At 47.7% G+C, this 21,994-nt stretch carries 23 protein-coding genes and 1 tRNA gene; 5 read left to right on the top strand and 19 right to left on the bottom strand.

Going from position 1 to position 21,994, the window contains the following annotated elements; genetic code table 11:
* Positions 1–32 precede the first annotated feature (32 nt).
* The 10 genes from T494_RS0101660 to T494_RS0101620 all read right to left on the bottom strand — a co-directional run bounded on the left by T494_RS0101660 (position 33) and on the right by T494_RS0101620 (position 8,781).
* On the bottom strand, positions 33–284 hold the full coding sequence (locus T494_RS0101660; protein ID WP_028504796.1) for a hypothetical protein: 252 nt from the start codon (positions 282–284) through the stop codon (positions 33–35).
* Positions 281–439 carry a hypothetical protein gene (locus T494_RS14085; protein WP_155984001.1) on the bottom strand — a complete coding sequence of 53 codons (159 nt, stop codon included), beginning with the start codon at positions 437–439 and terminating at the stop codon, positions 281–283. Before T494_RS14085 ends, T494_RS0101660 begins: the two co-directional genes overlap by 4 nt.
* A gap of 47 nt (positions 440–486) precedes the next feature.
* Entirely contained in the window at positions 487–1,185 is a 699-nt protein-coding gene (locus T494_RS11935) for a DUF2461 domain-containing protein (protein WP_051539861.1), read from the bottom strand.
* A gap of 64 nt (positions 1,186–1,249) precedes the next feature.
* Positions 1,250–1,660 carry an ATP-binding protein gene (locus tag T494_RS0101650; protein WP_028504795.1) on the bottom strand — a complete coding sequence of 137 codons (411 nt, stop codon included), beginning with the start codon at positions 1,658–1,660 and terminating at the stop codon, positions 1,250–1,252.
* Between the two features lie 28 nt (positions 1,661–1,688).
* Entirely contained in the window at positions 1,689–1,985 is a 297-nt protein-coding gene (locus T494_RS0101645; RefSeq protein ID WP_028504794.1) for an STAS domain-containing protein, read from the bottom strand.
* A 107-nt stretch (positions 1,986–2,092) separates the two neighbouring features.
* Positions 2,093–2,782 carry a hypothetical protein gene (locus T494_RS0101640; protein ID WP_028504793.1) on the bottom strand — a complete coding sequence of 230 codons (690 nt, stop codon included), beginning with the start codon at positions 2,780–2,782 and terminating at the stop codon, positions 2,093–2,095.
* 101 nt (positions 2,783–2,883) lie between these two features.
* Entirely contained in the window at positions 2,884–3,681 is a 798-nt protein-coding gene (locus T494_RS0101635; protein ID WP_028504792.1) for an ABC transporter permease, read from the bottom strand.
* 12 nt (positions 3,682–3,693) lie between these two features.
* Positions 3,694–5,172, bottom strand: coding sequence for an ATP-binding cassette domain-containing protein (locus T494_RS13240; RefSeq protein WP_051539858.1), 1,479 nt, complete (start codon positions 5,170–5,172; stop codon positions 3,694–3,696).
* A gap of 27 nt (positions 5,173–5,199) precedes the next feature.
* The gene (locus T494_RS13235) at positions 5,200–8,061 is read right to left on the bottom strand and encodes a leucine-rich repeat domain-containing protein (protein WP_051539856.1); all 2,862 of its coding nucleotides are present in this window, start codon (positions 8,059–8,061) and stop codon (positions 5,200–5,202) included.
* A gap of 3 nt (positions 8,062–8,064) precedes the next feature.
* Complete coding sequence (locus T494_RS0101620) at positions 8,065–8,781, bottom strand: protein phosphatase 2C domain-containing protein (RefSeq protein ID WP_028504791.1); 717 nt, start codon at positions 8,779–8,781, stop codon at positions 8,065–8,067.
* A gap of 147 nt (positions 8,782–8,928) precedes the next feature.
* On the opposite strand from T494_RS0101620, the gene T494_RS0101615 reads away from it, so the two are divergent.
* Positions 8,929–9,585 carry a hypothetical protein gene (locus tag T494_RS0101615; protein ID WP_028504790.1) on the top strand — a complete coding sequence of 219 codons (657 nt, stop codon included), beginning with the start codon at positions 8,929–8,931 and terminating at the stop codon, positions 9,583–9,585.
* Positions 9,586–9,642: 57 nt separating this feature from the next.
* Here the strand turns inward: T494_RS0101615 and T494_RS0101610 are convergent, their stop codons facing one another.
* Both T494_RS0101610 and T494_RS0101605 read right to left on the bottom strand, forming a co-directional pair.
* On the bottom strand, positions 9,643–10,911 hold the full coding sequence (locus tag T494_RS0101610; RefSeq protein ID WP_028504789.1) for a hypothetical protein: 1,269 nt from the start codon (positions 10,909–10,911) through the stop codon (positions 9,643–9,645).
* Between the two features lie 159 nt (positions 10,912–11,070).
* Positions 11,071–11,787 carry a hypothetical protein gene (locus T494_RS0101605; protein ID WP_028504788.1) on the bottom strand — a complete coding sequence of 239 codons (717 nt, stop codon included), beginning with the start codon at positions 11,785–11,787 and terminating at the stop codon, positions 11,071–11,073.
* 354 nt (positions 11,788–12,141) lie between these two features.
* On the opposite strand from T494_RS0101605, the gene T494_RS0101595 reads away from it, so the two are divergent.
* Both T494_RS0101595 and T494_RS0101590 read left to right on the top strand, forming a co-directional pair.
* Positions 12,142–12,714: a TetR/AcrR family transcriptional regulator gene (locus tag T494_RS0101595; RefSeq protein ID WP_028504787.1), complete on the top strand. Its 573-nt coding sequence runs from the start codon at positions 12,142–12,144 to the stop codon at positions 12,712–12,714.
* 95 nt (positions 12,715–12,809) lie between these two features.
* Positions 12,810–13,799, top strand: a complete 990-nt coding sequence (locus T494_RS0101590; protein WP_028504786.1) for a Gfo/Idh/MocA family oxidoreductase — start codon at positions 12,810–12,812, stop codon at positions 13,797–13,799.
* Positions 13,800–13,885: 86 nt separating this feature from the next.
* On the opposite strand, the gene T494_RS0101585 is transcribed toward T494_RS0101590, so the two are convergent.
* Complete coding sequence (locus T494_RS0101585) at positions 13,886–15,901, bottom strand: EAL domain-containing protein (protein ID WP_028504785.1); 2,016 nt, start codon at positions 15,899–15,901, stop codon at positions 13,886–13,888.
* Positions 15,902–16,300: 399 nt separating this feature from the next.
* Here T494_RS0101585 and T494_RS0101580 point away from each other — a divergent pair, with 399 nt between their 5' ends.
* Positions 16,301–16,606, top strand: a complete 306-nt coding sequence (locus T494_RS0101580) for a metalloregulator ArsR/SmtB family transcription factor (RefSeq protein WP_028504784.1) — start codon at positions 16,301–16,303, stop codon at positions 16,604–16,606.
* A gap of 74 nt (positions 16,607–16,680) precedes the next feature.
* Complete coding sequence (locus tag T494_RS0101575; protein WP_028504783.1) at positions 16,681–17,118, top strand: C-GCAxxG-C-C family protein; 438 nt, start codon at positions 16,681–16,683, stop codon at positions 17,116–17,118.
* Between the two features lie 396 nt (positions 17,119–17,514).
* Here T494_RS0101575 and T494_RS0101570 read toward each other — a convergent pair.
* The 6 genes from T494_RS0101570 to T494_RS0101545 all read right to left on the bottom strand — a co-directional run bounded on the left by T494_RS0101570 (position 17,515) and on the right by T494_RS0101545 (position 21,937).
* A tRNA-Ser gene (locus T494_RS0101570) sits at positions 17,515–17,607 on the bottom strand.
* A gap of 90 nt (positions 17,608–17,697) precedes the next feature.
* Positions 17,698–17,901 (bottom strand): DUF6472 family protein, encoded by a 204-nt coding sequence (locus T494_RS0101565; RefSeq protein WP_028504782.1) that lies wholly within the window; start codon positions 17,899–17,901, stop codon positions 17,698–17,700.
* The gene (locus tag T494_RS0101560) at positions 17,894–18,379 is read right to left on the bottom strand and encodes a MarR family transcriptional regulator (RefSeq protein WP_028504781.1); all 486 of its coding nucleotides are present in this window, start codon (positions 18,377–18,379) and stop codon (positions 17,894–17,896) included. The genes T494_RS0101565 and T494_RS0101560 overlap by 8 nt, the downstream gene beginning before the upstream one ends.
* Before the next feature lie 105 nt (positions 18,380–18,484).
* The gene (locus T494_RS11920; RefSeq protein ID WP_037343622.1) at positions 18,485–20,137 is read right to left on the bottom strand and encodes a Na+/H+ antiporter NhaC family protein; all 1,653 of its coding nucleotides are present in this window, start codon (positions 20,135–20,137) and stop codon (positions 18,485–18,487) included.
* Between the two features lie 201 nt (positions 20,138–20,338).
* Entirely contained in the window at positions 20,339–21,589 is a 1,251-nt protein-coding gene (locus T494_RS11915; RefSeq protein WP_081777184.1) for a cation:proton antiporter, read from the bottom strand.
* Positions 21,590–21,610: 21 nt separating this feature from the next.
* Positions 21,611–21,937, bottom strand: coding sequence for an antibiotic biosynthesis monooxygenase family protein (locus T494_RS0101545; RefSeq protein ID WP_028504780.1), 327 nt, complete (start codon positions 21,935–21,937; stop codon positions 21,611–21,613).
* Between the last annotated feature and the right edge of the window lie 57 nt (positions 21,938–21,994).

The raw sequence follows: 21,994 nt of genomic DNA, 5'->3' as shown, positions 1-21,994 counted from the left end.
GCCGCTTCTTTATCGAAGCGGCTTTTTGCAATTCACGCACCGGTTTTCCTTACCAGCTCAACTATCTCCACCTGTCCTGTGAGAATGTCGGAGTATTTTACTGTATAAAGCTTATCCTGACCTATATCTCTGAGTCTGAACACATTGGGATAGATCTCAAGTATCTGTGCCGGACAGTTGTCCAGTTTTATCTTCGGTCGGGCAATGGTCACATTCACATGGATATTCGGGTCACTGTCCCTTAACACTCTGACTTTTTCTCTTATTGTCTCCAGCGGATTCATTCCACGCCTCCTAAACAAAGGGCAACGCACTGCGGCATATGCGAATGACCTGAAAACTTACCCTCACAAGCGCAGCATCTGTCTGCCCGCTGCCTTGCCGCCGCATCGGGAGTGCTGCTTGGGGATAATATGTACCCGTTATTATTATACCACATCAGAGGCAGGATGTCATGTTGTGTTTTTCCACAAAAATAAACTTTGACTATTTAATGTTATGGGGCTTCCGGGATTCTCCACGGGCACGTTTTTCCATTTCGCTGAAAAACTTATAGGCGGGTGAGATAGCCTCAAAGTCCTGTGCCACCCGGTCAAACAGGTTCTCGTCAAAGAGCTCGCTGGGGTCCTGACTGTCGTAGCACAAACAGATGCTGCGCCGGTTTATCCAATCCAGGATATCGGGCTTTTGGTCGGGAAAATGATTTTTCTTATACATTTCCCCCGAGAGATAGAATCTGTCCTGCTTTTCATAGGCTCTCTTTGCAGCTTTGAAGAGCTTATCGCCGTCTATTGCTGCTTTTCGCAGCTGTTCCATAACGGCGGTAGGGGTTATATAATAACCGCAGCCGTATCCGAAACCACGGGTGGAGACATAGAAATAAAACTCCGCAACGCAGTCATATGCGCTCGCTTTTTTCTTTTTCACAGAACACCACAGGGAATCTCTGAAGATCGCACCGCCCTTAACACGTCTTGCGTCACGGTACAGACGTGCGATACATTTGGGAGAACAAATAAGCTCGCTGTCCGTTTTCTCAATGACCGGGGCAAGCTTTTCCAGCAGCTGCACAAAGGGAGCGATGACCTCCCGCTCATATCTTTGTTTATTCTGCTTGAACCACTCTCTGTCGTTGCGCACATAGTTTTCATCGAGGAATTCCAGTGTCTTCACCGTAAATGCCATTATATACATCCTCCTAAAGAAGAAAGCAGAGGCGGTCTCCCGTCCTGCTTTCACATAATTATTTTCAGTTAAGTCCTTTTTTAAGCGTAAGGATATTATGCCCGTCACGGTACTCGTACTTGACATCGTCCATGCTCTTTTTCACAATAAATATCCCCAGACCGCCTATCCCCCTCTGCTCCGCAGACAGGGAAATATCAGGATCCTCTCTTTTCAGGGGGTCATAAGGCACGCCGTTGTCGATAAACGTGATGTCCACCATGGGAGGCTGGTCAGTAATGCTGACTCTCACCGTGGCAGGTCCTACATCGGGGCCGTAGGCATAGTTGGAAATATTCACAAATATCTCTTCAACTGCCACATCTATCTGCATCTGTATCTTCATGGGACAGTTTGCCGCCTGAAGCTGCTCATCGACAAAATCAATGACCGTGGACAAATTTTCCACCACAGCAGTAATATCTATTTCCTTCATTTTTTCTCCTTTATGCTCTGCAAGGGGATCATTCAAAGGTAAGTATCTCGGAAAATCCCGTGATGTCAAATATCTCCTTTATATCGTCGCTGACGCCGATCAGCTTCATCTGACCCTGCTTGTTCATGATCTTCTGTGCCGACAGCAGGACTCTGAGTCCGGCGGAAGATACATACTCAACTTTTGTAAAATCCAGTATCAGGTCTGTGACCCCGTCGATAGATTCTCTCAGCTGCTTGTCCAGCTCAGGGGCGGTAGTAGTATCCACCCTTCCCTGGATAGCCATTGTAAGTTTGCTTCCTTTTGATTCTTTATTGATAGTCATAACAAATCTCCTTTCCTGACATTCATTGGTTCCGCTTTCAGTATATCACATCTGCATTGCAAAAGTCAAGCAGATATACGATCTCCCTGCTATTTTTTCTCCTGCATTCAGTCTATCCAGTCAACGTTGGTGACATATATGATCTCGCAGGCACCGTCACCGGTATCAGTCCTTGTGGTACTGCTGTACCAGTAATATCCTCCCTGACCGGTTTTCTTTTCCACGCCGTCCACATTTACCAGATATCCCCGCAGCCGGATGTGGTCGCCCCGGCGTACACGCTCGATATCCTTTCTCACATTCTCCTCGGCGGGTATGATATGGTTGTTTGAAAAGTTCTGGCTCAGATAATCCATGCCGCCGACAAGATACATATCTTCCTGGCTATTGACCTCACAGTAGCACCGCCTGTTAGCCTGGTCCCACTGGAAATCCACTTTTTCGTTAAGCGCGGCAACTCTGCCCCAGGCAAGTCCCAGGTCCACAGGTGAGATAGCGTCCGCCATATTGTCGTCCCCACGGTAATCCTTGGTATGCACCACCAGTGCCTCAATATCATAGGAGCACTTAAAGGTTACAGTAATATCGAAACCGCCTTTATCCATATACACCGTGCCGCCTTCAACTTCACGCTGTACCGGTTCTTTCAGACCTTTTATGGAATTGCGTGTACCGCTGTGAATGAAGCGCTGTAAAAAGTAGCCTGCCACAAATATAAGGCAGAGGATGAACACCGCAAGCACAGCTGCATCAAAAAAAGTGGGGTTTTTCTTCATTTTATAACGTTTGTATGCCATAGCGCTTCATCTCCCCTTACCTTGTTTTGTTACATTATACATTATCTTTTCACAAAAATCAATCACCTGTCACCGGGTATTTTTAACCTGTTGCGCCCGTTTTATCTCTTATCTCTGTCCACCAGGGACAAAAACATTATCCCCACAAGGATATAGACCAGTGCAAAAAGCATTGGCAATCCCCACATTTTCAGCAGGTTCAAAGCTTCAAATTTATAGCTTTCGTCCCCGGGTGCGCCTGCCATTGCGTTGACATTTGCGCTTATGCATATGGAGTTAAGACCCCACTTTGATATCATAAGGTTGGAAAGCTTGTCGGTAAATCCCTTGAGCTCAAATATCATGCCGGACATTATCAGCTGCAGGATAAGCACAAAGGGCATGACCGTCATGGCTGTCTGGGGTGTTTTGACTATGCAGGATATCATCAGTCCAAGCATATCCGAGCTGAAGATGATAACAAAAAACGATACCGTCAGCTCCAGCGCCACAGGCATTATCGCTCCCGCAGAGGGAACGGTATCGCTGTTGAAGATAAGGGTCATCACCGTTACTATCACCGCTTCAAGGAAGCACTGTATAAGCTCAAAAAGTGCGTGGGCGTTCACATAGGAAAAAATGCTCATGCCCGAGCGGTGCTCACGCTTGATGATATCCCTTTCCTTGCACACCGACTGGATAGAGTTGAAAATGCCTATCCAGATACAGGCGCACACCATGGCAAAGGCTCCGTTTCGTGTGGCACGGTAGCCCTTGAACATATCCGCTCCGGTAACAAGGCTTATGAGAAAGGTGATTATTGCGGAGCTGATAAACACCTTCCAGCCGTTCTCGTTTTTGAATATTCTCCAGCATTTGCCGAAGTATACCTTTATCTGTTCTCCCCTTGATGACTGCATATATATTCTCCTTTACCTGTAAAGGCTGTTGAATTTGTGAATATAATGATCGGGCTGGTCGTTTACTCTGCCCACTATATCCTCAAGATTGTCGGTATCAAAGAAGGTGTATGCGTCCTCCTTAGTCCCGAAAAAGGATACGTATCCGCACTGATCCTGCTTGCTTTTTGCCAGCACAAGGACCTTGTCGAAGTTCTCGGCGATACGGTTTGCGCTGTGGGAGATGATAACGATTATCTTGCCTCTGTCGGCTATTTTTCGCAATATGCTCATAAGCTGGATAGTGTAATGTCCGTCGATACCGCTGTCCGGCTCGTCAAGGAAGAACACCTCCGGGTCGGCGATATATTCAATGGCAACGCTGAGCCTTTTGCGTTCACCGCCGGAAAGCTTTTTCACCAGGCTGTCCTCCACCTTGTCAAGGTTGAACAGCCGCAGGGTTTCGATCACCTTTTTCTCTATCTCCTCATCGGACATATTGTCAGGGAGCTTCATATCCGCTGCATTGCGCAGGGTATAATATACGCTGTCAAAATCCCTCATAAGGTCCGACTGGGGCACAAAGCTTATTTTCTGCTGTAAGCCTGTTTCGTCGGTATAAAGGTCAATGCCGTTATAGGTTATCTTGCCGTCCGCCTTCTCGTATCCAAGAATTGCGTTGACAAGGGTGGTTTTTCCCGCTCCGGAACCCCCGAGGATAAGTATCATCTCTCCGCTGTGGAAGGTCACGTTTATATCTCTGAGAAGTGCATGGACGCTGAAAAGGCTGCGGATAGTCCTTTTAGCGATATGAACCTCAAGAGTGGTGCCCACGCCTGTATTGTCCTCACTTTTAAAGCTTTGATAAACTATCCTGTCTCCCAGGTATACAAAGTTGGTGTCCACTATCCTTACGCAGTCACCTACTTTCAGATAAAGTGGGGAGGTTATCCTGCTGTTGTTAAGGAACACTCCGTTTACGCTTGCGTGGTCCGCCACAGCCCAGCCGTACATATCCGCAAAAAATGCCGCATGGTCGGAAGATACCGCCTGGGAACCCACGGTAACGTCCTTATCAAAGCTTCTGCCGATATTTATTTCCGCAGTCTGCCCGTCAAGCATTATGGTCTGGGCGGTAAAGCTCTGGGGGTGGTCAAACATAAAGATAAGTGTCACCACATCGCTGCCGCTTTTTGGCTCGCCGTTATAAATATGCAGCACGTCACCGTTCACCAGCCGGTATGGGTTATCCGGATAAACGGCGCAGCCGTTGTAATATGTACCGTTCATGCTTTTGGTGTCCACGTAGAAGCAGCCCTGCTCGTCACAGATGAACTTTCCGTGAGAGCGTGAAACAAAGTCCGCATCAACAGGTATATCCACCACGTTTTCAGGGGTGCGCCTGCCCAGGGTCATCTCTCCCCCCAGGCTCACCGCTCTTATGGTACCCTGCCACACCACAAGCAGCTGCGGTCCTTTATATTTTTCGCTGTAATAGACTGTGTTCGCCATTTTCCCAACTCCCTGTTTGTGCCGTTATCACGAATTTATCTGCTTGAAAACAGATTGTTTCTTCTCATTGGTCTCTTTTTCCTTTTCCTCTGCGCTGACAAAGCTTACGGAGTATCTTCCCACTTCCTTTTCGATAGCCACCTGCTTGTCAAGGGGACAATCCACAATGGAAAGCTTCAGGTATCCTTCCTTCAGCTCCTTGAGCTTGATGCCTTCAAAATAGGAAATGGCAATGGTCAGACCCCTTATGTTTTTCACGTTGTCAAGAGAATTTATGGGGTTGCTGTACACCAGCACGCTCTCATAGGTCTTTCCCGAGGCAAGGGAAAGGGTGCTTATGTTGTTGTTGCTCAGGTCAAGCACATACATTCTGGAGGAAGATATTTTTTCCACCGGGGACATATCGCTTATCTTGTTGTGGGCAAAGCTTATCAGAGTAAGCCCCGACATATTCTTTATCGGCTCAAGGGACTGTATGGTGTTGTTATCGCCTGATATGGCGGCAAGCTTGGTGCAGTCCTTGAGCGGGTCAAGGGAGGATACCTTGTTGCTGTTAAAGCTGATGGCTTTCAGCCCGGTCGCCTTGCTCACAGGGGACAGGTCGCTTATCCGGTTTTCGTCTGCAAAGAGGCTCTTCAGCGCCTGGCTGCTTTTGCTCAGAAGGCTTATGTCGCTGATCTGGTTCTGGCTTATATTCACATAGGAAAGCACAGTACAGTTGATGATGCCGCCGATGTCGCTTATCCGGTTGTCGGCACACTCCAGCTTTTCCAGCCTTATAAGCTTTTCAAGTCCTGCAAGGCTTTTTATCTTATTGTGGTTTACATTAAGATTTTTTATGTTGGTGCAGTCCTCCAGCGCAGTAAGACTTTCCAACTGGTTGCCTGCCAGGTCAAGATTGGTTATGGCCGTGTTGCCGCTGAGGGGAGAAAGATCCTTTATGCTGTTATCCGTAAGCGTCAGAAAGCCTATCCTTTTGTTTTTAAGAGCAGATATATCGGATATCCTGCACTTTTCCGCAGTGAGCCTGCTGAGCTTTTCAAAGCCGGATATCTGAGAAAGGTCGCTTACGGCGGTGTAGGATATGCCCAGGGTATATATTGATTTTTCTCCGCCCTTCAAAAAGCTTATGTCCGAAAGGTCCGGGTTGCCTGTAAGGTCAACATATCCCAGTCCCTTCATTGCGCTTGTGTCTATCTTTTTGAAGTCGTCGTTTTTCAGTCCGCACATTTTTATGGAAAGGCTGTAAAGATTGGTGAGCTTTGAAACAGGGGTAAGGTCATCAAAGCCCTTGCTCTCCTCAATGCTCAGTGTCTTTATCCTATCCCCCAGCTCTCCTATCTCGTCAATAGCACCCTGGGTGACCTCGCACTGACTTATATAGATGCTTTGTATGCTGCTGTTGTTTTTGACTTCCTTTATGCTGTCCACGGTAACGGCTGTTTTATAGAAGTTCACGTACCTTGACTCCAGGTCCATATCCACCTTGCTGTTTGTAATGGCAACGCCGTCTTTGTTTGTAACCGTCTTTCCGCTGCTGTCAGAGCCTCCCGTTTTGCCCGAGGAGTTTTTCACCAGCACCATTACCACCAGCGCAATTATAACTATCAGCAGTATGATAAAAAACGCCATAAGCGCCTTTTTCTGCCTGCGCTTTTTTATCCTGTCGGCAACCTTGTTATCCAGCTCGGAGTTTTCCTTGCCGGGGGCAAATCCCTGCACAGCTCCGGGGAAGGACGGCTCGGGGGCAAACTGCGGCGGCTGCACAGGTGCTCTGTAAGCCTGCTGCTGCACTGCCTGCTCCCTTGGGACAAAGCGTGTAACATTGTCCTCGCTTGAAAGCTGAGAGACCATGGTGGTGCGGTTATCGTCCTCGGGGTCATATGCCTTTTTGCCTGCGGAAGCTCCCACAAGCGTCTTGGGGTCGTCGGATATTTCAAAGCCGGTAAGAGCCTCAAGCAGCTCATCCACAGTCTGATACCTGTCCTGCTGCAGGACGCTCATACCCTTCATAAGCGCAGCTTCAAAGGACGGAGCAACGTTTATTCCAAGCTGTGACGGTGTCTTTAACTCATCACAGTGCAGTCTGTCATTTGCCTCGTCGGGAGTAACGCCTGTAATGCACTTGTAAATGGTGGCGCAAAGGGCATAAACATCTGTCCAGGGACCCTGAACTCCCTTGCTGCGGTACTGCTCCTCGGGGGCATAGCCGGGCTTGAGCATAAGCGAAATGCTCTTGTTGCCGCTTCCTGTGGCGTGTCTTGCCGCACCGAAATCTATGAGCTTGACGGTGTTTTTAAGCACCATTATGTTTGACGGGCTTATATCCCTGTGGATAAGTCCCTGCTTGTGTATCTTTTTCAAGGACAGCATAACGGGCATAAGTATGGTTATCGTGTCCGCCGCTGTCATTGTGCCGTTGACTTTAAGGTACTCCCCCAGACTCATTCCGTCAAGGTATTCCATAACTATGTATGCGGTATCATTTTCCTCAAAGAAGTCAAGGATATGTACAACGCCCAGTTCCCCGGAAAATTTAGCAAGGGTCTTTGCCTCGTTAAGGAATCTTTCTCTGCCCCTTTCAAAGGCATCAGCGCCGTTTTCCTCCGTTGTCCTTGTCACCACGGGAGAGACTGTGGCATTTCTGTTCACAAGTCCCGAGGGGAAATATTCCTTTACAGCAACTATCCTGTCAAGGCGTGTATCCTTGCCTGCATAGGTTATACCGAAGCCGCCCTCGCCCTTTGCCACGCCCACGATATATCTTTGGGCAAGCATTGTACCCGGGATAAGTCTGTGGGGAGGCACCGAATAGCTCCTGCTGCTGCCGCAATGCGGGCACACCTGTGCAGTCTGCTCCATATCCTTCATACAGTACATACACAGCATCGCTTATCCCTCCCTTTGTTTCATTATGGCAATCGCCGTATTGTTATCATCATCCTGTGAGATATTGTTCTGCCTTACGCTCTGCATAAGCTCAAGCCACTGCCCGGGGGTTTGGCTTTGGGCAAGGCACAGGCACATTTCACTTTCCGTAACGCTCCCCCAGAACCCGTCGGAGCATATGAGCATACAGTCAAAGCTGTCCGCAGGAAGCTGCGCCTGTGCAGGTCTGAGCTCCCGGGATGAGCCAAGCGCTTTGGTAAGCACGCATCTGTCCGGGTGGGTTCGTATCTCATCGGCAGTTATCTCCCCCACGTCCACGCTCATCTGGGCTGCGCTGTGGTCAACGGTCCGCATCACTATCCTGCCGTTTTTGAAGGCATACACCCTGCTGTCTCCCACATGGGCTATATGTGCCCCTTGGGCATCTATCCTCACCACCGCTGCGGTGGTCTTCATTTTATTTCCAAGCTCTTTTTGCTTTTGAAGTATCATCTCATTGGCATTTAAAACGATCCGGCAGGGCTGGGTCATAGGGTCAAGGTCAAACGCCTGCTCAAAGGCTTGTATCACCGTTTGGGAGGCTATCTCTCCCCCTCCGAATCCGCCCATGCCGTCTGCAAGGGCGGCACAAAGTACGCCTTCCCCTTGGCGCAGGGAAAAGCTGTCCTCATTTTTATCTCTGTTTCCTGTGTGGGAATACGCCTTATAAAAATACTCCATTGCCTACCTCGTAAAAGAAAATTTGCATACCTGAATGTATTATACACTTATACCCTTTGATTGTCAACTTTTACAGGTATTAAAATACCCTTGATTTTTCAAATAAAATGTGCTATCATTTATAAAATATCACAAGGGGGAGTTAAAGTGAAAAAAATAGTTATTGCTGTTTTATCAGCTGTTGTTGCCCTGAGTGCATTTGCGTCCTGCGGCGACAGCTCTTCAAGGACAGAGGGAGAAAAGGTGACATTGTCCTCATCCTCAAGCAATGCGGAAAAGGGCAAGGTAGTTGAAGAGGCTGATTTTCTTGGTGCTTTTATGGGAGAGGGCAGCACACAGTTCATAGGTCTTACCGCCGATGAGGTGAGCGCAAAGACAAACGGTGCTTTTGACAACAAAAATGCTGTGGAAGACTACAGCGGACAGTTCACCTTTGACCTGGGCAAAAGGTCGGAGGTCTTTGCCGGCAGAGTCAAGCTGGGCGGAGAGGCAAGTGTAAAGGTGATCCTTTCCTACAAGGAGGACGGCAAGCTCGGAGGAATATATTACTCTATCGGTGATGACGACGATAAGGTGGAGCCCACCGCAGTTTCACAGGCGCTTATCAAATGCTTGAAAGAAAAGCTGCCGGCTGAGAACAAACTGGAGGAAAATGTGCCTGCTTTCGGGAAAGGCTCGGCAAGGTTCTTTAACGGCAAAAAGGACGGCTTTATCTTCACCGTCAAGCTTTCCACCGTGGGAAGCACACAATTCCCTGTTACCTTCAGAGTCGCCGATTACAACACCACCTACGGAATAAAATAACAAGATGCAGCAAAACGCCCGATGTACCTTGACGGTCATCGGGCTGTTGTTATTTTACTATGTTTTTGTCGGTGTATCCTGTGTGTCCTGATCCTCCTGCTGCTCGCTGCCGGTGCTCTCGGCTTCATCGCTGTTTTCGTCCGTGGTCAGATCCTGCTGCTGTTCTTGGTCTGTTTGCTCATTTTCGCCGCCCTCTTCTTCGTTTTCGGTATCAGATGTCTGCTCCTGCGGCGATGGGTCCTCGTCCTGTATGTTTTCAGCGTCGGCAGGCTGCTGCACGCTTTCTGTGTCCTCGGATCCATTTATATTTTCGTCCGTGGTCTGCTCCTGCTGTTCATTCTGGTCTGTCTGCTCATTTTCACCGCCCTCTTCTTCGTTTTCGGTATCAGATGTCTGCTCCTGCGGCGACGGGTCCTCGTCCTGTATGTTTTCAGCGTCAGCAGGCTGCTGCACGCTTTCTGTGTCCTCGGATCCATTTATATTTTCGTCCGTGGTCTGCTCCTGCTGTTCATTCTGGTCTGTCTGCTCATTTTCGCCGTCAGCTTCAATATCAGCGGTATTTTCCTGTGTCTGCTCGCTTGGCGAGGTTTCCTGTGCGCTTTGATCCTGCTCCGTCTCGACCGGTGTCTGCACACTCAGGTCAGTCTGAGCTTCCGCTGCGGTATCCGTCATCGTCTGAGTGCTGCTGTCCTGAGATGACTGAGCACTGCTCACGGTGCTGTCCGAAGTGGTTGACGAGCTTTGTGACTTTGTCTTTGCAGACTTGCTTTTTTGTGTATCCGAAGCACTTTCACTTGAGGTGCTCTTTGATTTTTTCACCTTTGATCGGCTCTTTTTTGAAGAAGCGGAAGCGCCGCTGCCCGATGTGGCAGAAGCGCTGTCGTTACTTCCTTTTGAGCTGTCCGCCGAGGATTTGCTCTTTGACTTTTTCTCCGACGAACCTGAGCTGCTGTCAGAGCCGCTTTCGGTCTTGCTCTTTTTGCTCTTTTTGGACTTTTTCCCTGTGGAGGAAGAACCGCTGTTATCCCCTGAGCTTTGTGAGCTGTCCTTTTTGCTCCTGCTCTTTTCACTTGCTCCTGTGGAGGTATCCGCAGAGGTATCATCAGAGCCTGCCGAGCTGTCTGTTTTGCTCTTTGACTTTTTTTCCTTCTGCGAGCTGCTGTCGCCCTCGGACGATCCCTCGCTGTCAGCCGATACGGAAACGGAGCTTTCCTGTCCCGCCTCGGACAAGTCCTGCGACGATGAGCCGGAGGAATCCGCACAGCCTGCTGCCAGCATACAAATGGCAAGAACAGCTACCAGAAGTCTTGTTTTTTTTACGAACATTTTGTCACCCTCTTTCTTTTTCTGAACACAGTATAATCTGCCTGCTTAAAACCAAGTTTAAATACCGCTTTTTTCAAAAAAAATAACGCCCGTATTATTACGAGCGTCTGAAAAGGGGGAGAGAATATATGGAAAATTCCTTTGGGGGGAATTTTGGGCTTAGTCCGTGATCTGTGTGAAAGTTCCGTGGGATCCGTCGCTGTCGGTCCAGGTAAGTCCCGACTCGCTGAGATAGATCTTTCCGCAATGATCCTTGCTCTCTTGTTTCTTCTCAAGAGCCTTTGTTACAGCGTTCTGAGTGATACGGTACCTGATACCGCCTGTATATGTCAGATATGAATCACCTGTGGTGCATATAAATTCGTATACTGCCTTTCCTTTTTCCGACTCATCCTTAGTTACCACGCAGCGGTAGGACTTATTGTCATTCTTTGAAAATTCTATCTGAATGTTCTTGTTTTCTTTTTCAATATATCTGCCTGTAAGATCCTCTTTGTTTTTTACTGTTTTGTGGGCTTGTGCCGGAACGTAGTATATATAATTTCTTTTGTACGCTTCGTCTTGCGAACTGCTGTCAGCGGTTTTTCTGCTGTCCTGAGCACCTGCTGCCAGCTGAGTGCCGGACCCGGAAGACTTGACCTTTGTCATATTATCTGACCTTTGCTGTGCCAGCAGGATATCCCGGTAATCTGACTGTGACTGCGTCACCTCGGCAGCTTTCACCGTCTTGGGACGGTTTTGTGAAACTCCGGAAGCTGATGCGGTGAACACTGCGACCCCTGTGAGCATTGCAAGTGCAACAAACCCTGAGCACAGTGAAACTACCAGCTTGGGGTTTGTTCTGTCTGTCTTTGTTTTCTTGTCACAGTCTCTCATTCAGCTTCCCTCCTTTTTCTTGGTTTATCCATTTGTTATCTTTTGTTCTTTTTTTGTTTTCTGTTTTGTCCAGCTTTTTTGTTCTGTGTATAAGATAGCACACATTTTAGTTAAAATCAACAATCAAATCGCCTCTCAAATGTAGTATAAACTACATCCCCTGCGAAAGCTGTAGCTTAATTTACAAATAAGCGATAAATTGTCGCCAAAGATCCCCGTCCGTACATTGAAATAATCAGTTTTTTCTCTTTTGCCCTCTCATTGTGTTGCAAAAATCAAAAATATGTGTTATAATAAGGTGGATAATTGGAAATGCACAGTAAACCCAACTATTTTATACAGAGGTGAACCGTTTTGGCTGAAAAAACTACAGACCGCCGAACTCTCAGGACCCGAAGGGCACTGCGTGATGCACTTGCGGAACTGCTTATGGAAAAAGAACTTCACAAGGTGACCGTTCAGGAGATCGCCGACAAAGCAGAGGTCAACCGTGTGACCTTTTACAAGCATTATCTGGACGTATATGACCTTTACGACAAGATAGAGTCTGAAACTCTGGTTGAGCTGGGACTTCTGGTACTGAAGCTGGAGGAGCTTCCTGCGGAGGAGTTTTTCTCTCAGATAGTCCGGTACATCTCTGACAACAAGCCTCTTTTCAAGATGGTATTCAGCCCCAACAGCACAGGTCAGCTGCGCAGCAAGCTCAGCAAGCTTATCGAGGGACTGTTCAGACAGATGGAGAGCGAGATGCTATCTTCGGACATAACCGACAAGGAGCTTGAGTATATGAGCTGCTATCGCTCACAGGGCTTCCTTGCAGTCATATCCAAATGGGCGCTGGGCAATTACCAGGAGCCTGAGGAAAGGATCATAAAGATCGTTTCCAGACTGGATCAGACGGTAGAGGACGAATTTTACAAAAACTGATATTTATTCCCGTATCTGCACGTTCAATGGCAGATACGGGATTTTGCTCTCTCAGCATTGACAAAAGGACAGAAAAAAATTTACAGGTGATGGATATGAAAAAAATACGTTGGGGCATTATCGGCACAGGCAGGATAGCCAACACCTTTGCACAGGCACTTAAAGGCTGCCCCGATGCACAGCTTTATGCAGCGGCATCACGCTCATCCCACAAGGCTGCCGACTTTGCGGAGAAATACGGCTTTGAAAAAAGCTATGGCAGCTATGCGGCTCTTGCCGAAGATAAAAATGTGGATATAGTTTACATCGCCACCCCTATGGCGAGCCACTATGACAACTGTATATTGTGCATGGAAAACGGCAGGAACGTGCTTTGCGAAAAAAGCGTTTCCCTTAACAGCAGCCAGCTTGAACAGATGCTGGAATGTGCCCGTAAAAACAAGGTTTTCTTTATGGAAGCCATGTGGATGAAATGCACGCCCACCTACCTCAAAGCACTTGAATGGGTGAGATCGGGCAGGATAGGGAAAGTGCTTTGCATAAGGGCAGATTTTTCAAACCTTGTGCCCTACGATAAAAGCGACAGGCTATTTGACCCCCTGTGCGGAGGCGGTGCGCTGCTGGACGTGGGGGTATATCCGCTTACGCTTGCTGCCGACCTTCTGGGAGACACGCCTGACAGTATTACAAGCACCATGAACATTTCAAATGGCGTTGATATGTCAGAGTGCATAACTCTGGATCACGGCGATGCCTTTGCAAAGATACGCTGCGGCTTTGACAGACAGCTTAAAAACGATGCCCTTATAACAGGGGACAAGGGGTGTATCCTGTTTGGAGAGTGGTTCCACTGCACCGACCGTATCACTCTTTTTGACACGGACGGAAACGTCGTGGAAAGCTCGCACCTGCCTGTAAGGATAAACGGCTATGAGTACGAGATAGAGCAGGCGCACAGCTGTCTTTACAATGGTGCGCTGCAAAGCGACCTTGTCCCACACCGCTGCACTGCGGCGGTAATGAAAGTAATGGACAGCATAAGAGCACGCCACGGATTTTACTATCCCGGGGAAAAAGCTTTTTGAAAATACAATCTGCCCTGCGGCAAGCCAGCCGTGGGACAATAAAATGACCGACCCTTTGTAAAGTCAAAGAGTCGGTCTTTTTATGTTCAGTTATTCTCCGCTATTTTGCTGCGCTGCATTTTTTCCTCGTACTCATTCTTCGGCATTGGCTTTGCAAAGTAGTACCCTTGTATCATATCGCAGCCCTGCTGTGCCAGGAAGTCCACCTGTTCCTTTTCCTCGATGCCCTCTGCCACCGTGCGCATTTCAAGGCTCTTTGCCAGCTTGATAGCTTCGGATACAACTATCTCGCCTCTTTCCCCGGCATTATCTCCTCTGAAAAACTCCGCATCAAGCTTGAGCACATCAAGGGGCATATCCTTGAGAGAATTAAGGGAGGAATACCCTGCTCCGAAGTCGTCCATTGAAACCGCAAACCCATATTCCTTCAGCTTTTTGATAGTTTCTATCATCGCCTTTTTGTCATCAAAGAATGCGCTTTCGGTAAGTTCTATCTCTATAAGCTCATGGGGGCATTGCTCTCGGTCTACGATATCCCTTATCTGCTGCGCCAGGTCGTTCTCGGAAAAATGCGCTCTTGAAACATTTACCGACACAGGAACGCAGTCATACCCACCGTCCAGCCATGCCTTCTGGTCATGGGCAACGTGCTGTATCATATAGTGGTCTATCTGGGTGATAAAGCCGTTTTTCTCAAAGATCGGGATTATCCTGCCCGGTGTAACAAATCCGTATTCGGGAGAATCCCACCTTACAAGAGCCTCTGCCCCTTTCAGAGCGTTGGTCCTGGGGTCGTACTTAGGCTGATAATACACCACAAACTCCCGGTTTTTCAATGCGTTCCACTGATGCTCATGCACAATGTCACGCCAGCGCTGCTCCTCAAGCAGAGCGTTGTCGAAAATTCGTATGCCTGTTTCCTCTGTTTCCGCCAGCTCCGCTCTTGCGGAACAAGCGTTGTTGTACACATTTTCAATGCTGACATCCTTACGTCTGAGTATCCTTCCGCCTTCGTTTCTGTACACAGGCACAATGTCTGCACCTATCTGGAAATCGAACTTGTGCTCGCTGTCAATTTCATGAAGCTTTTTCACTAACCCTTCAAGTCTTTCTGTCAGCTTCTGACGGTCGTCATATCTAAGTAAAAGCGCAAAGTTGGAGGTGGTGGCATGGGCGCACATTTCCGGCTTTTTCAGCTCTTTCGACAGTGCCTTGTCTATCCTTGCAAGAAGCTCCTCGCCCTCGGACAGAGAGTGACACAGGCAGTAGGTCCTGTAATTTCTGAAAACCAGATTGACCACCGCAAAGCTGTATTTCTTTGTGAACGAACTGCGCAGTCTTTCGTCGCCGTATCTTACGTACCACATCCAGTTATGTCCCTTTGTAACAGGGTCGTAGTAGAACAGCCTTACCACCCTTTTATAATTGACTGCACTTTTGATTATCCTTATTATAGTTATAACACCGATGACAAAAACTATCCCTGCTACGCCCGACAAAAATTCAATAACAAGTATGGTATCTCTTCTGTCGAAGGTGAGCTGCGCTTTTCCGATAAAAGTCTGTTCACCGGATCTTATATCTATGGATATCCACAGCGGGACTCTTATGTTTTCCTCGTGGTCACTCACCCATTTTATAAAGTCCTTTATCTTAAATCCAAGTCCGCCGTCACCGTCGGGGTAGATAAATCCCAGCTTGGAATCCTCATATACCTTATATGTCTCCTCGCCGTTGGAGAGCTTTATATCGCTGCCTTCGCCCTTGCAGGTATCCTCGCCTTTGCGGTATAACACCTTTCCCGTTTTATCCCTTACGATAAAATCCGTGTTTTCCGTTTCAATATGCTCCATAAGGCTTTTGTCTTTTTCTTTATCTGCAAGCTCGTAAAGCTCAGCCGTATGTTTCAGCTCCCGATAGCCCTGGGCAAATTTTGTTTCAAAAATATACTCCAGCACAAAGCCCGCCAGAAAGACCATCGTGACCACAAACAGGAGTATCATTATCAGATAAAAAACCGTTGAACCCCATGTGCTGGTATTTCTGACCTTCTTATAAAGCTTCACCCGTTCTTTATTGCGGTCCTTTTTTGCACTTGCCATTTTCCCTTTCCCCCAAGCTATTTGTCAGCAGGCAGTGCACATCTGCCCCATGCCTGCATGATTACTCTTTTATATTATACCAAACCCGGGATAGCCTGTCAATTTCTTTTTCTGAAGCGGCGGTGCGAGATCATGTCAAGGATAGACAGGGGCAGTTATTCTTGCAGGGACACTTTGCTTGACGGCGATCAAGCTGAAACTCAGATTTCTTTTTAATGGTATAATACAAATACCACATCTTAACCATCAGGCATTGTACACAAAGCAGGTGCCTGTTTTTTATGCAATAAGCAGATCGAAATATTTTTTTTGATTTTTTTGAAAAAATTTGGAAAACACATTGACAAACTTCAATGTGTTTGCTATTATATAGAAAATCATCAATGTGAGGTGTGCGATATGAAGCTTTCAGACAAGCAGATAACCGTTATCTTCAAGGCACTGTGCGATGAAAACAGGGTGCAGATATTCAGGCTTTTGCAACACGGTGAGAAATGCGCCTGCAAGCTGCTTGAGGCTATGCAGTGTACCCAGCCCACCCTTTCGCACCACATGAGGATACTTTGCGACAGCGGTCTTGTGGTCGGCAGAAAAGAGGGCAAGTGGATGTACTACTCCATTTCGGAGGAAGGTACTGAGGCTGCTGTGAAATGTCTGCGTGAGCTTACAAAGGTATCGGGCAGCGGTAAAAGCTGCTGCAAATAGAATATCCGTGGAAACACGGATTTTTGTTTAAGGTAAATATAGATAAATTCAAATATATTTATAGGAGGTAACTTATGAAACACACAGAAATTGCAAGCGAGCTTTTCTCAAAGGGGTACTATTGCTCTCAGGCGGTGCTGGCGGCATTTGCCGATGAGCTTGGAATAGCAAGAGAACAGGCACTGAAGGTCGGTGCGTGCTTTGGCGGAGGAATGTGCAAGGCTGAGGTCTGCGGTGCGTGCACGGGTGCGCTGATGGCTCTGGGGCTTAAATACGGTATGTGCGAGGACAGAGACTTTGACAGCAAGCAGAGAGCAAACAGCTATGCGGTGCGTTTTCTAGATGAATTTGCAAAACAGAACGGTTCGTACATCTGCCGTGAGCTGCTTGACTGCGATATTTCCACCGATGAAGGCAAGGCTTGTGCAAGGGCAAAGGGGCTGTTTGCTTCTAAATGTCCCAAGCTGATAGAAAGTGCGGTGCTTATTGCCGAAGGGCTGATAAATGAATAATGCGGTCTGAAGCAAGGGCTGATCTCGGTAAACCCGAGTACATTGCGAAATATTGAGCGCAATAACAAGCTATATGCGCAAGCAGCGTGAGGGCGGCTTTGATACTCTCACGCTGTTTTTTCTGCTTGTATATGATCGACTATCGGGCGGTGGTGATGTATAATTAAAGTAAGTATTGAATCATATTACATGAAGCAGAAAAATGTTATGAAGATCAACGCCGGATCTCAAAGCCCGGAAGGTCATCAAATGGCGCAGAATAGGCTTTTAGGCATAGCAAAAATATGCGGACGACCCGTCTCTGCGGGTTTATTACGATGTCCGACCCGCCGTCAAACAAAAAAACCGCCCTCGGGAATTTCCCAAAGGCGGAATTGCGTGGTGCACGCTGTGCACTGGCGGAGAAGGAGGGATTCGAACCCTCGATGAGCTATTAACCCATACACGAGTTCCAGTCGTGCGCCATAAACCGGGCTAGGCGACTTCTCCACAGTTTACTATCGCTGTAACTATTACAGCTTTAATAGTATACCACAAACAAAAGTGCTTGTCAATACCAACAAGCACTTTTTTTGATTTTTAATTCTGTTTTCTCACCACTGCGTATTCATCATCAAGTTTAAAGTAGGGACAGGCATAATTCGGTTCATTTAAAAACCGATAATACTCATCCTCATCAAGATCCACCATGCACACATATTCTTCATATTCCTGGTCGTATGCATAGTTTGCGCAGTTTTCACAGCTCCCCTGGGGGCGCCTTTTCTTCTTTTCGTTATTCATCTATGTTCTCAACCGCAAGCAGCTCCCGTTCAGCCTTCATCAGGATCTCTCCCACCTTGCTCAGGTTTTCGTAGAGCTCTGCTGCATCTTCGTCGCTGAAGCATTTAAGGCTCTTTGGGAACCTTTCTCTGACCCTTGACTGGCTTTCCATTATTGCCTCTTCAGCCTTAGGTGTAAGCTGTATTTCAGCAAGTCTGCGGTTTTCCTCATTTCTTTCTCTTGTAACAAAGCCCTTCTTTACAAGCTGTCCCACAGCTCTTGTTGCCTGCTCGTTAGATGTACTGATAAGGGTTGCCAGCTGGGAAAGAGAGGTCTTTTTATAAAGCCACAGAGTCATTATGATCATCTGCTGAGTTTTGGTAAATTTGAACTCCTTTGCATCAAAAAGCTTGCAGATCACTCTTCTGTAAACAGGATACAGTTCGCACAGCTTTACAAAACATTCTGCCTGGATATCATCGTTTTTTTTTGCGCTCATGATCTCCACCTCCGATAATAAATACTATACAAATATTGTATCTCATTTTACTTAATTTGTCAACCTTTTACAGTAAATATCATCGATCGTCAACCTATAAACGCATTACTCATGTGCCGGGGTTTCATCTTCTGCGGCGGCAGACTTAGGCGTTTTCAGCTTTTTGATAACAAACAGAGTCACAAGCATTGCTGCCATAGAGCAGCCCAGGACAACAAACACATTTTCCACAAAGCCTGCAAGGATATATCCTGCCACGCAAACTCCTGCAACGGTCATAGCGTAAGGGAGCTGTGTGGAAACGTGGTTCACATGGTCACACTGGGCACCTGTGGACGCCATAATGGTGGTATCGGAAATAGGTGAGCAGTGGTCGCCGCAAACGGCACCTGCAAGGCAGGCTGAGATGCAGATTATAACTGTTGCGGGGATACTTCCCGAAGATGTTACCGAGTCAAGTTCGCCTCTGAACACTTCTGTTACGATGGGGATAAGTATACCGAAGGTTCCCCATGATGTACCTGTTGCGAAGGAGAGTCCCAGTGCCACAACAAAGAGTATTGCAGGCAGAAGGATCTTCACTGCGGTGGCGCTCTGGACAAGATCGGAAACAAAGGCTCCTGCTTCCAGCTGAGCGGTTATGGTTTTAAGCGTCCACGCAAATGTAAGAATGAGTATTGCAGGCACCATCTGCTTGAAGCCTGCGGGAACAGCGTCCATGCACTGTCCGAATGTGAGCACACGCCTGATAAGGAAATACACGATAATGATAAGAAGTGCGCCGATAGAGCCAAGGGCAAGTCCGTAGCAGGCATCGCAGTTGGCAAAGGCATCGATAAAGCTCTCGCCCTCGAACAGACCGCCTGTATACAGCATTCCCAGGACACACATTACTATAAGCACAAGCACAGGCAGGACAAGGTCGATGACCTTTCCTTTGGTATGCTCCGGCTTTGCGTCCTCGGGATAAACGGTGCTCTTGGTGGTAAAAAGGTCGCCCTTTTTGGCATTATCCTCATGGGTCTTCATGGGACCGTAATCAAGATCCGACGCAGCTATGAAGATGACCATTGCCAGGGTGAGCAGGGCATAAAGATTGTAGGGTATTGTTCTTATAAACAGCTGTATTCCGTTTACGCCCTTTACAGTACCGCTGACTGCGGCTGCCCATGAGGAAATCGGTGCGATAATGCACACAGGTGCAGCGGTGGCATCTATAAGGTAAGCCAGCTTAGCCCTTGACACCTTATGCTTGTCCGTTACGGGACGCATAACAGAGCCTACGGTGAGACAGTTGAAATAGTCGTCCACAAATATCAGAACGCCCAGCACAAAGGTGGACAGGCTTGCGCCTGCTCGGGTCTTTATGTGCTTTGCTGCCCAGTCGCCGTATGCACGGCTTCCCCCCGCCTTGTTCATAAGCACAACGATTATTCCCAGGACCACCAGGAAAACCAATATACCCATGTTGCTTTCATCGGCAAGGTTAGCCACAAGTCCGTCCTTCACAATGGTGTTGAACACTCCCGGGAAGCCGGAACCTGCGGATATTGCGCAGACGATGCCGCCGGTTATTATGCCCACAAACAGCGATGAGTACACCTCTTTTGTGATAAGCGCAAGACCGATAGCCACTATGGGCGGCAGCAGTGACCACATTGTCCCCACTGCATCTGTAACAGGTGCCTGGACAAAGCAGCATATCACATAGACAAGTATGAATGCTGCAAAAATAATTTTGCTGACATGTTTTTTCATACGACCATTCCTTCTGAAACAGCATAATGCTGAGTTTATGTTTTACAGTATACCACATCGGTCTTTCAAATTCAACATAACCTGCCCAAGCCGGCAGTTTTTCTGCAATTTATACAAACTTTTCCCGTTGCTGTTATTAAAACAGTCAAAAAGGCTCCGCCGTTGCAGGGCAGAGCCTTAAAGGTCCTTTATTTGTCAAATTCATTGTGTCGGCGCCTTTGTCTGCTCAGGTTCAGGCTGCCGGGTCTGCGGCTGTCCGTCATCGTCGTCGGTGCGCTTGTTTCCGTGAGATTTTCTGTAAAGCAGCTTGAGTATGATAGGTGTTGAAATGGACGAAACGATGATAAGCAATATCACCGACGCAAAATACTTTGCATCGAGCATACCCTCGGAAAGTCCCTTTTGCGCCACGATAAGGGCGACCTCGCCTCTGGTCATCATTCCAACGCCCACTTTAAGGCTTTCGTTCCAGTTGTATCCCATTACTTTTGCGGTAAGTCCGCAGCCTATCACTTTTGTAACAAGCCCCACCGCCACAAAGCAAAGGGAGAACAGCAGCAGAGAGCTTGTAAAGCCTTTGAACTCGGTTTTAAGACCGATACTTGCAAAAAACACCGGACCGAATATCATATATGAGTTTATGTCTATCTTACGGGCGATATAATCCGAATCGTTGAGGTTGCAAAGAATAAGTCCTGCCACATATGCGCCTGTGATATCTGCGATCCCGAAGAACTCCTCCGCCGCAAAGGCAAAGAACATACAAAGCGCAAGTCCAAGTATGGGCACTCTTCTCTGGTGGGGGTGATGCTTGTCGATGTATTTGAAGATATAGTACATGAGCATTCCCACGCAGATGCTGCATACAAAGAACAGCACCGTATGTATCACCACTGTGGAGGGCTTTGATTCGGGGTTTTTAAAGCCGATAACAAAGGTGAGCACGATAATTCCGATAACGTCGTCGATAATGGCTGCGCTGGTGATAAGCGTTCCCACGTGTTCCTTTATATGTCCCAGCTCCTTGAGGGTCTGAACGGTTATCCCCACAGAGGTCGCTGTGAGTATTGTGCCGATAAACAGCGCTCTGTAAAAGCCGTCGCTGCCCACTGCCTCAAAACCGTAAAAGCAGCTGTACAAAAGCGTTCCTCCTCCAAGAGGCACAAACACGCCGATAACGGCTATCATCAGGGCTTTGGGTCCTGTTCTGACCAGCTCTTTCAGGTTAGTCTCCAACCCTGCGGAGAACATTATCATTATAACGCCTATTTCCGCCAGCAAAGAGATATAATCCGACTGCTTCACAAAGCCGAATATACACGGTCCCATTATCAGACCTGCGATTATCTCGCCCACCACCTGCGGTGCTTTCAGCTTTGCCGCCACAAGTCCGAACAGCTTTGCGCTGACTATTATCAATGCCAGATCCCTGAAAAAATCTATCCTATCCAACTAAACTTACCTTCTTCTCGTTTATTCTCTGATAAACTCCCTGTCCGCCTTTTCCTGCGGTGCAGGGATATATTTTTCCACCTTCATATGCAGGTCATACTTTTCACGCAGCTGCGCTATGGTCTTCATCATAGGCGATGCGTGGTGGGCATCTATTGACGCCTGATCCTCCCAGCTGTCTATGAGCAGCACTGTTTCTGTCCCATTCATGGGCAGAAAATACTCGTATCTTCGGTTTCCCTTTTCCCGTCTTATAAGCTCCGCCGTTCCGCTTTGCTCCATTTCACGGGCAAATTCAACTGCGCTGCCATTTTTCCCGGTATAATATATATTCACCGTAATGCTCATTCTCTTACCTCCCGCAACTGTCAAAAATCACGGCTCAATGCCTTGCAAAGAGCCGCT

Source organism: Ruminococcus sp. FC2018 (assembly GCF_000621805.1).
Classification (GTDB): domain Bacteria; phylum Bacillota; class Clostridia; order Oscillospirales; family Ruminococcaceae; genus Hominimerdicola.
This window is presented reverse-complemented; position numbering and strand designations above follow the sequence as displayed.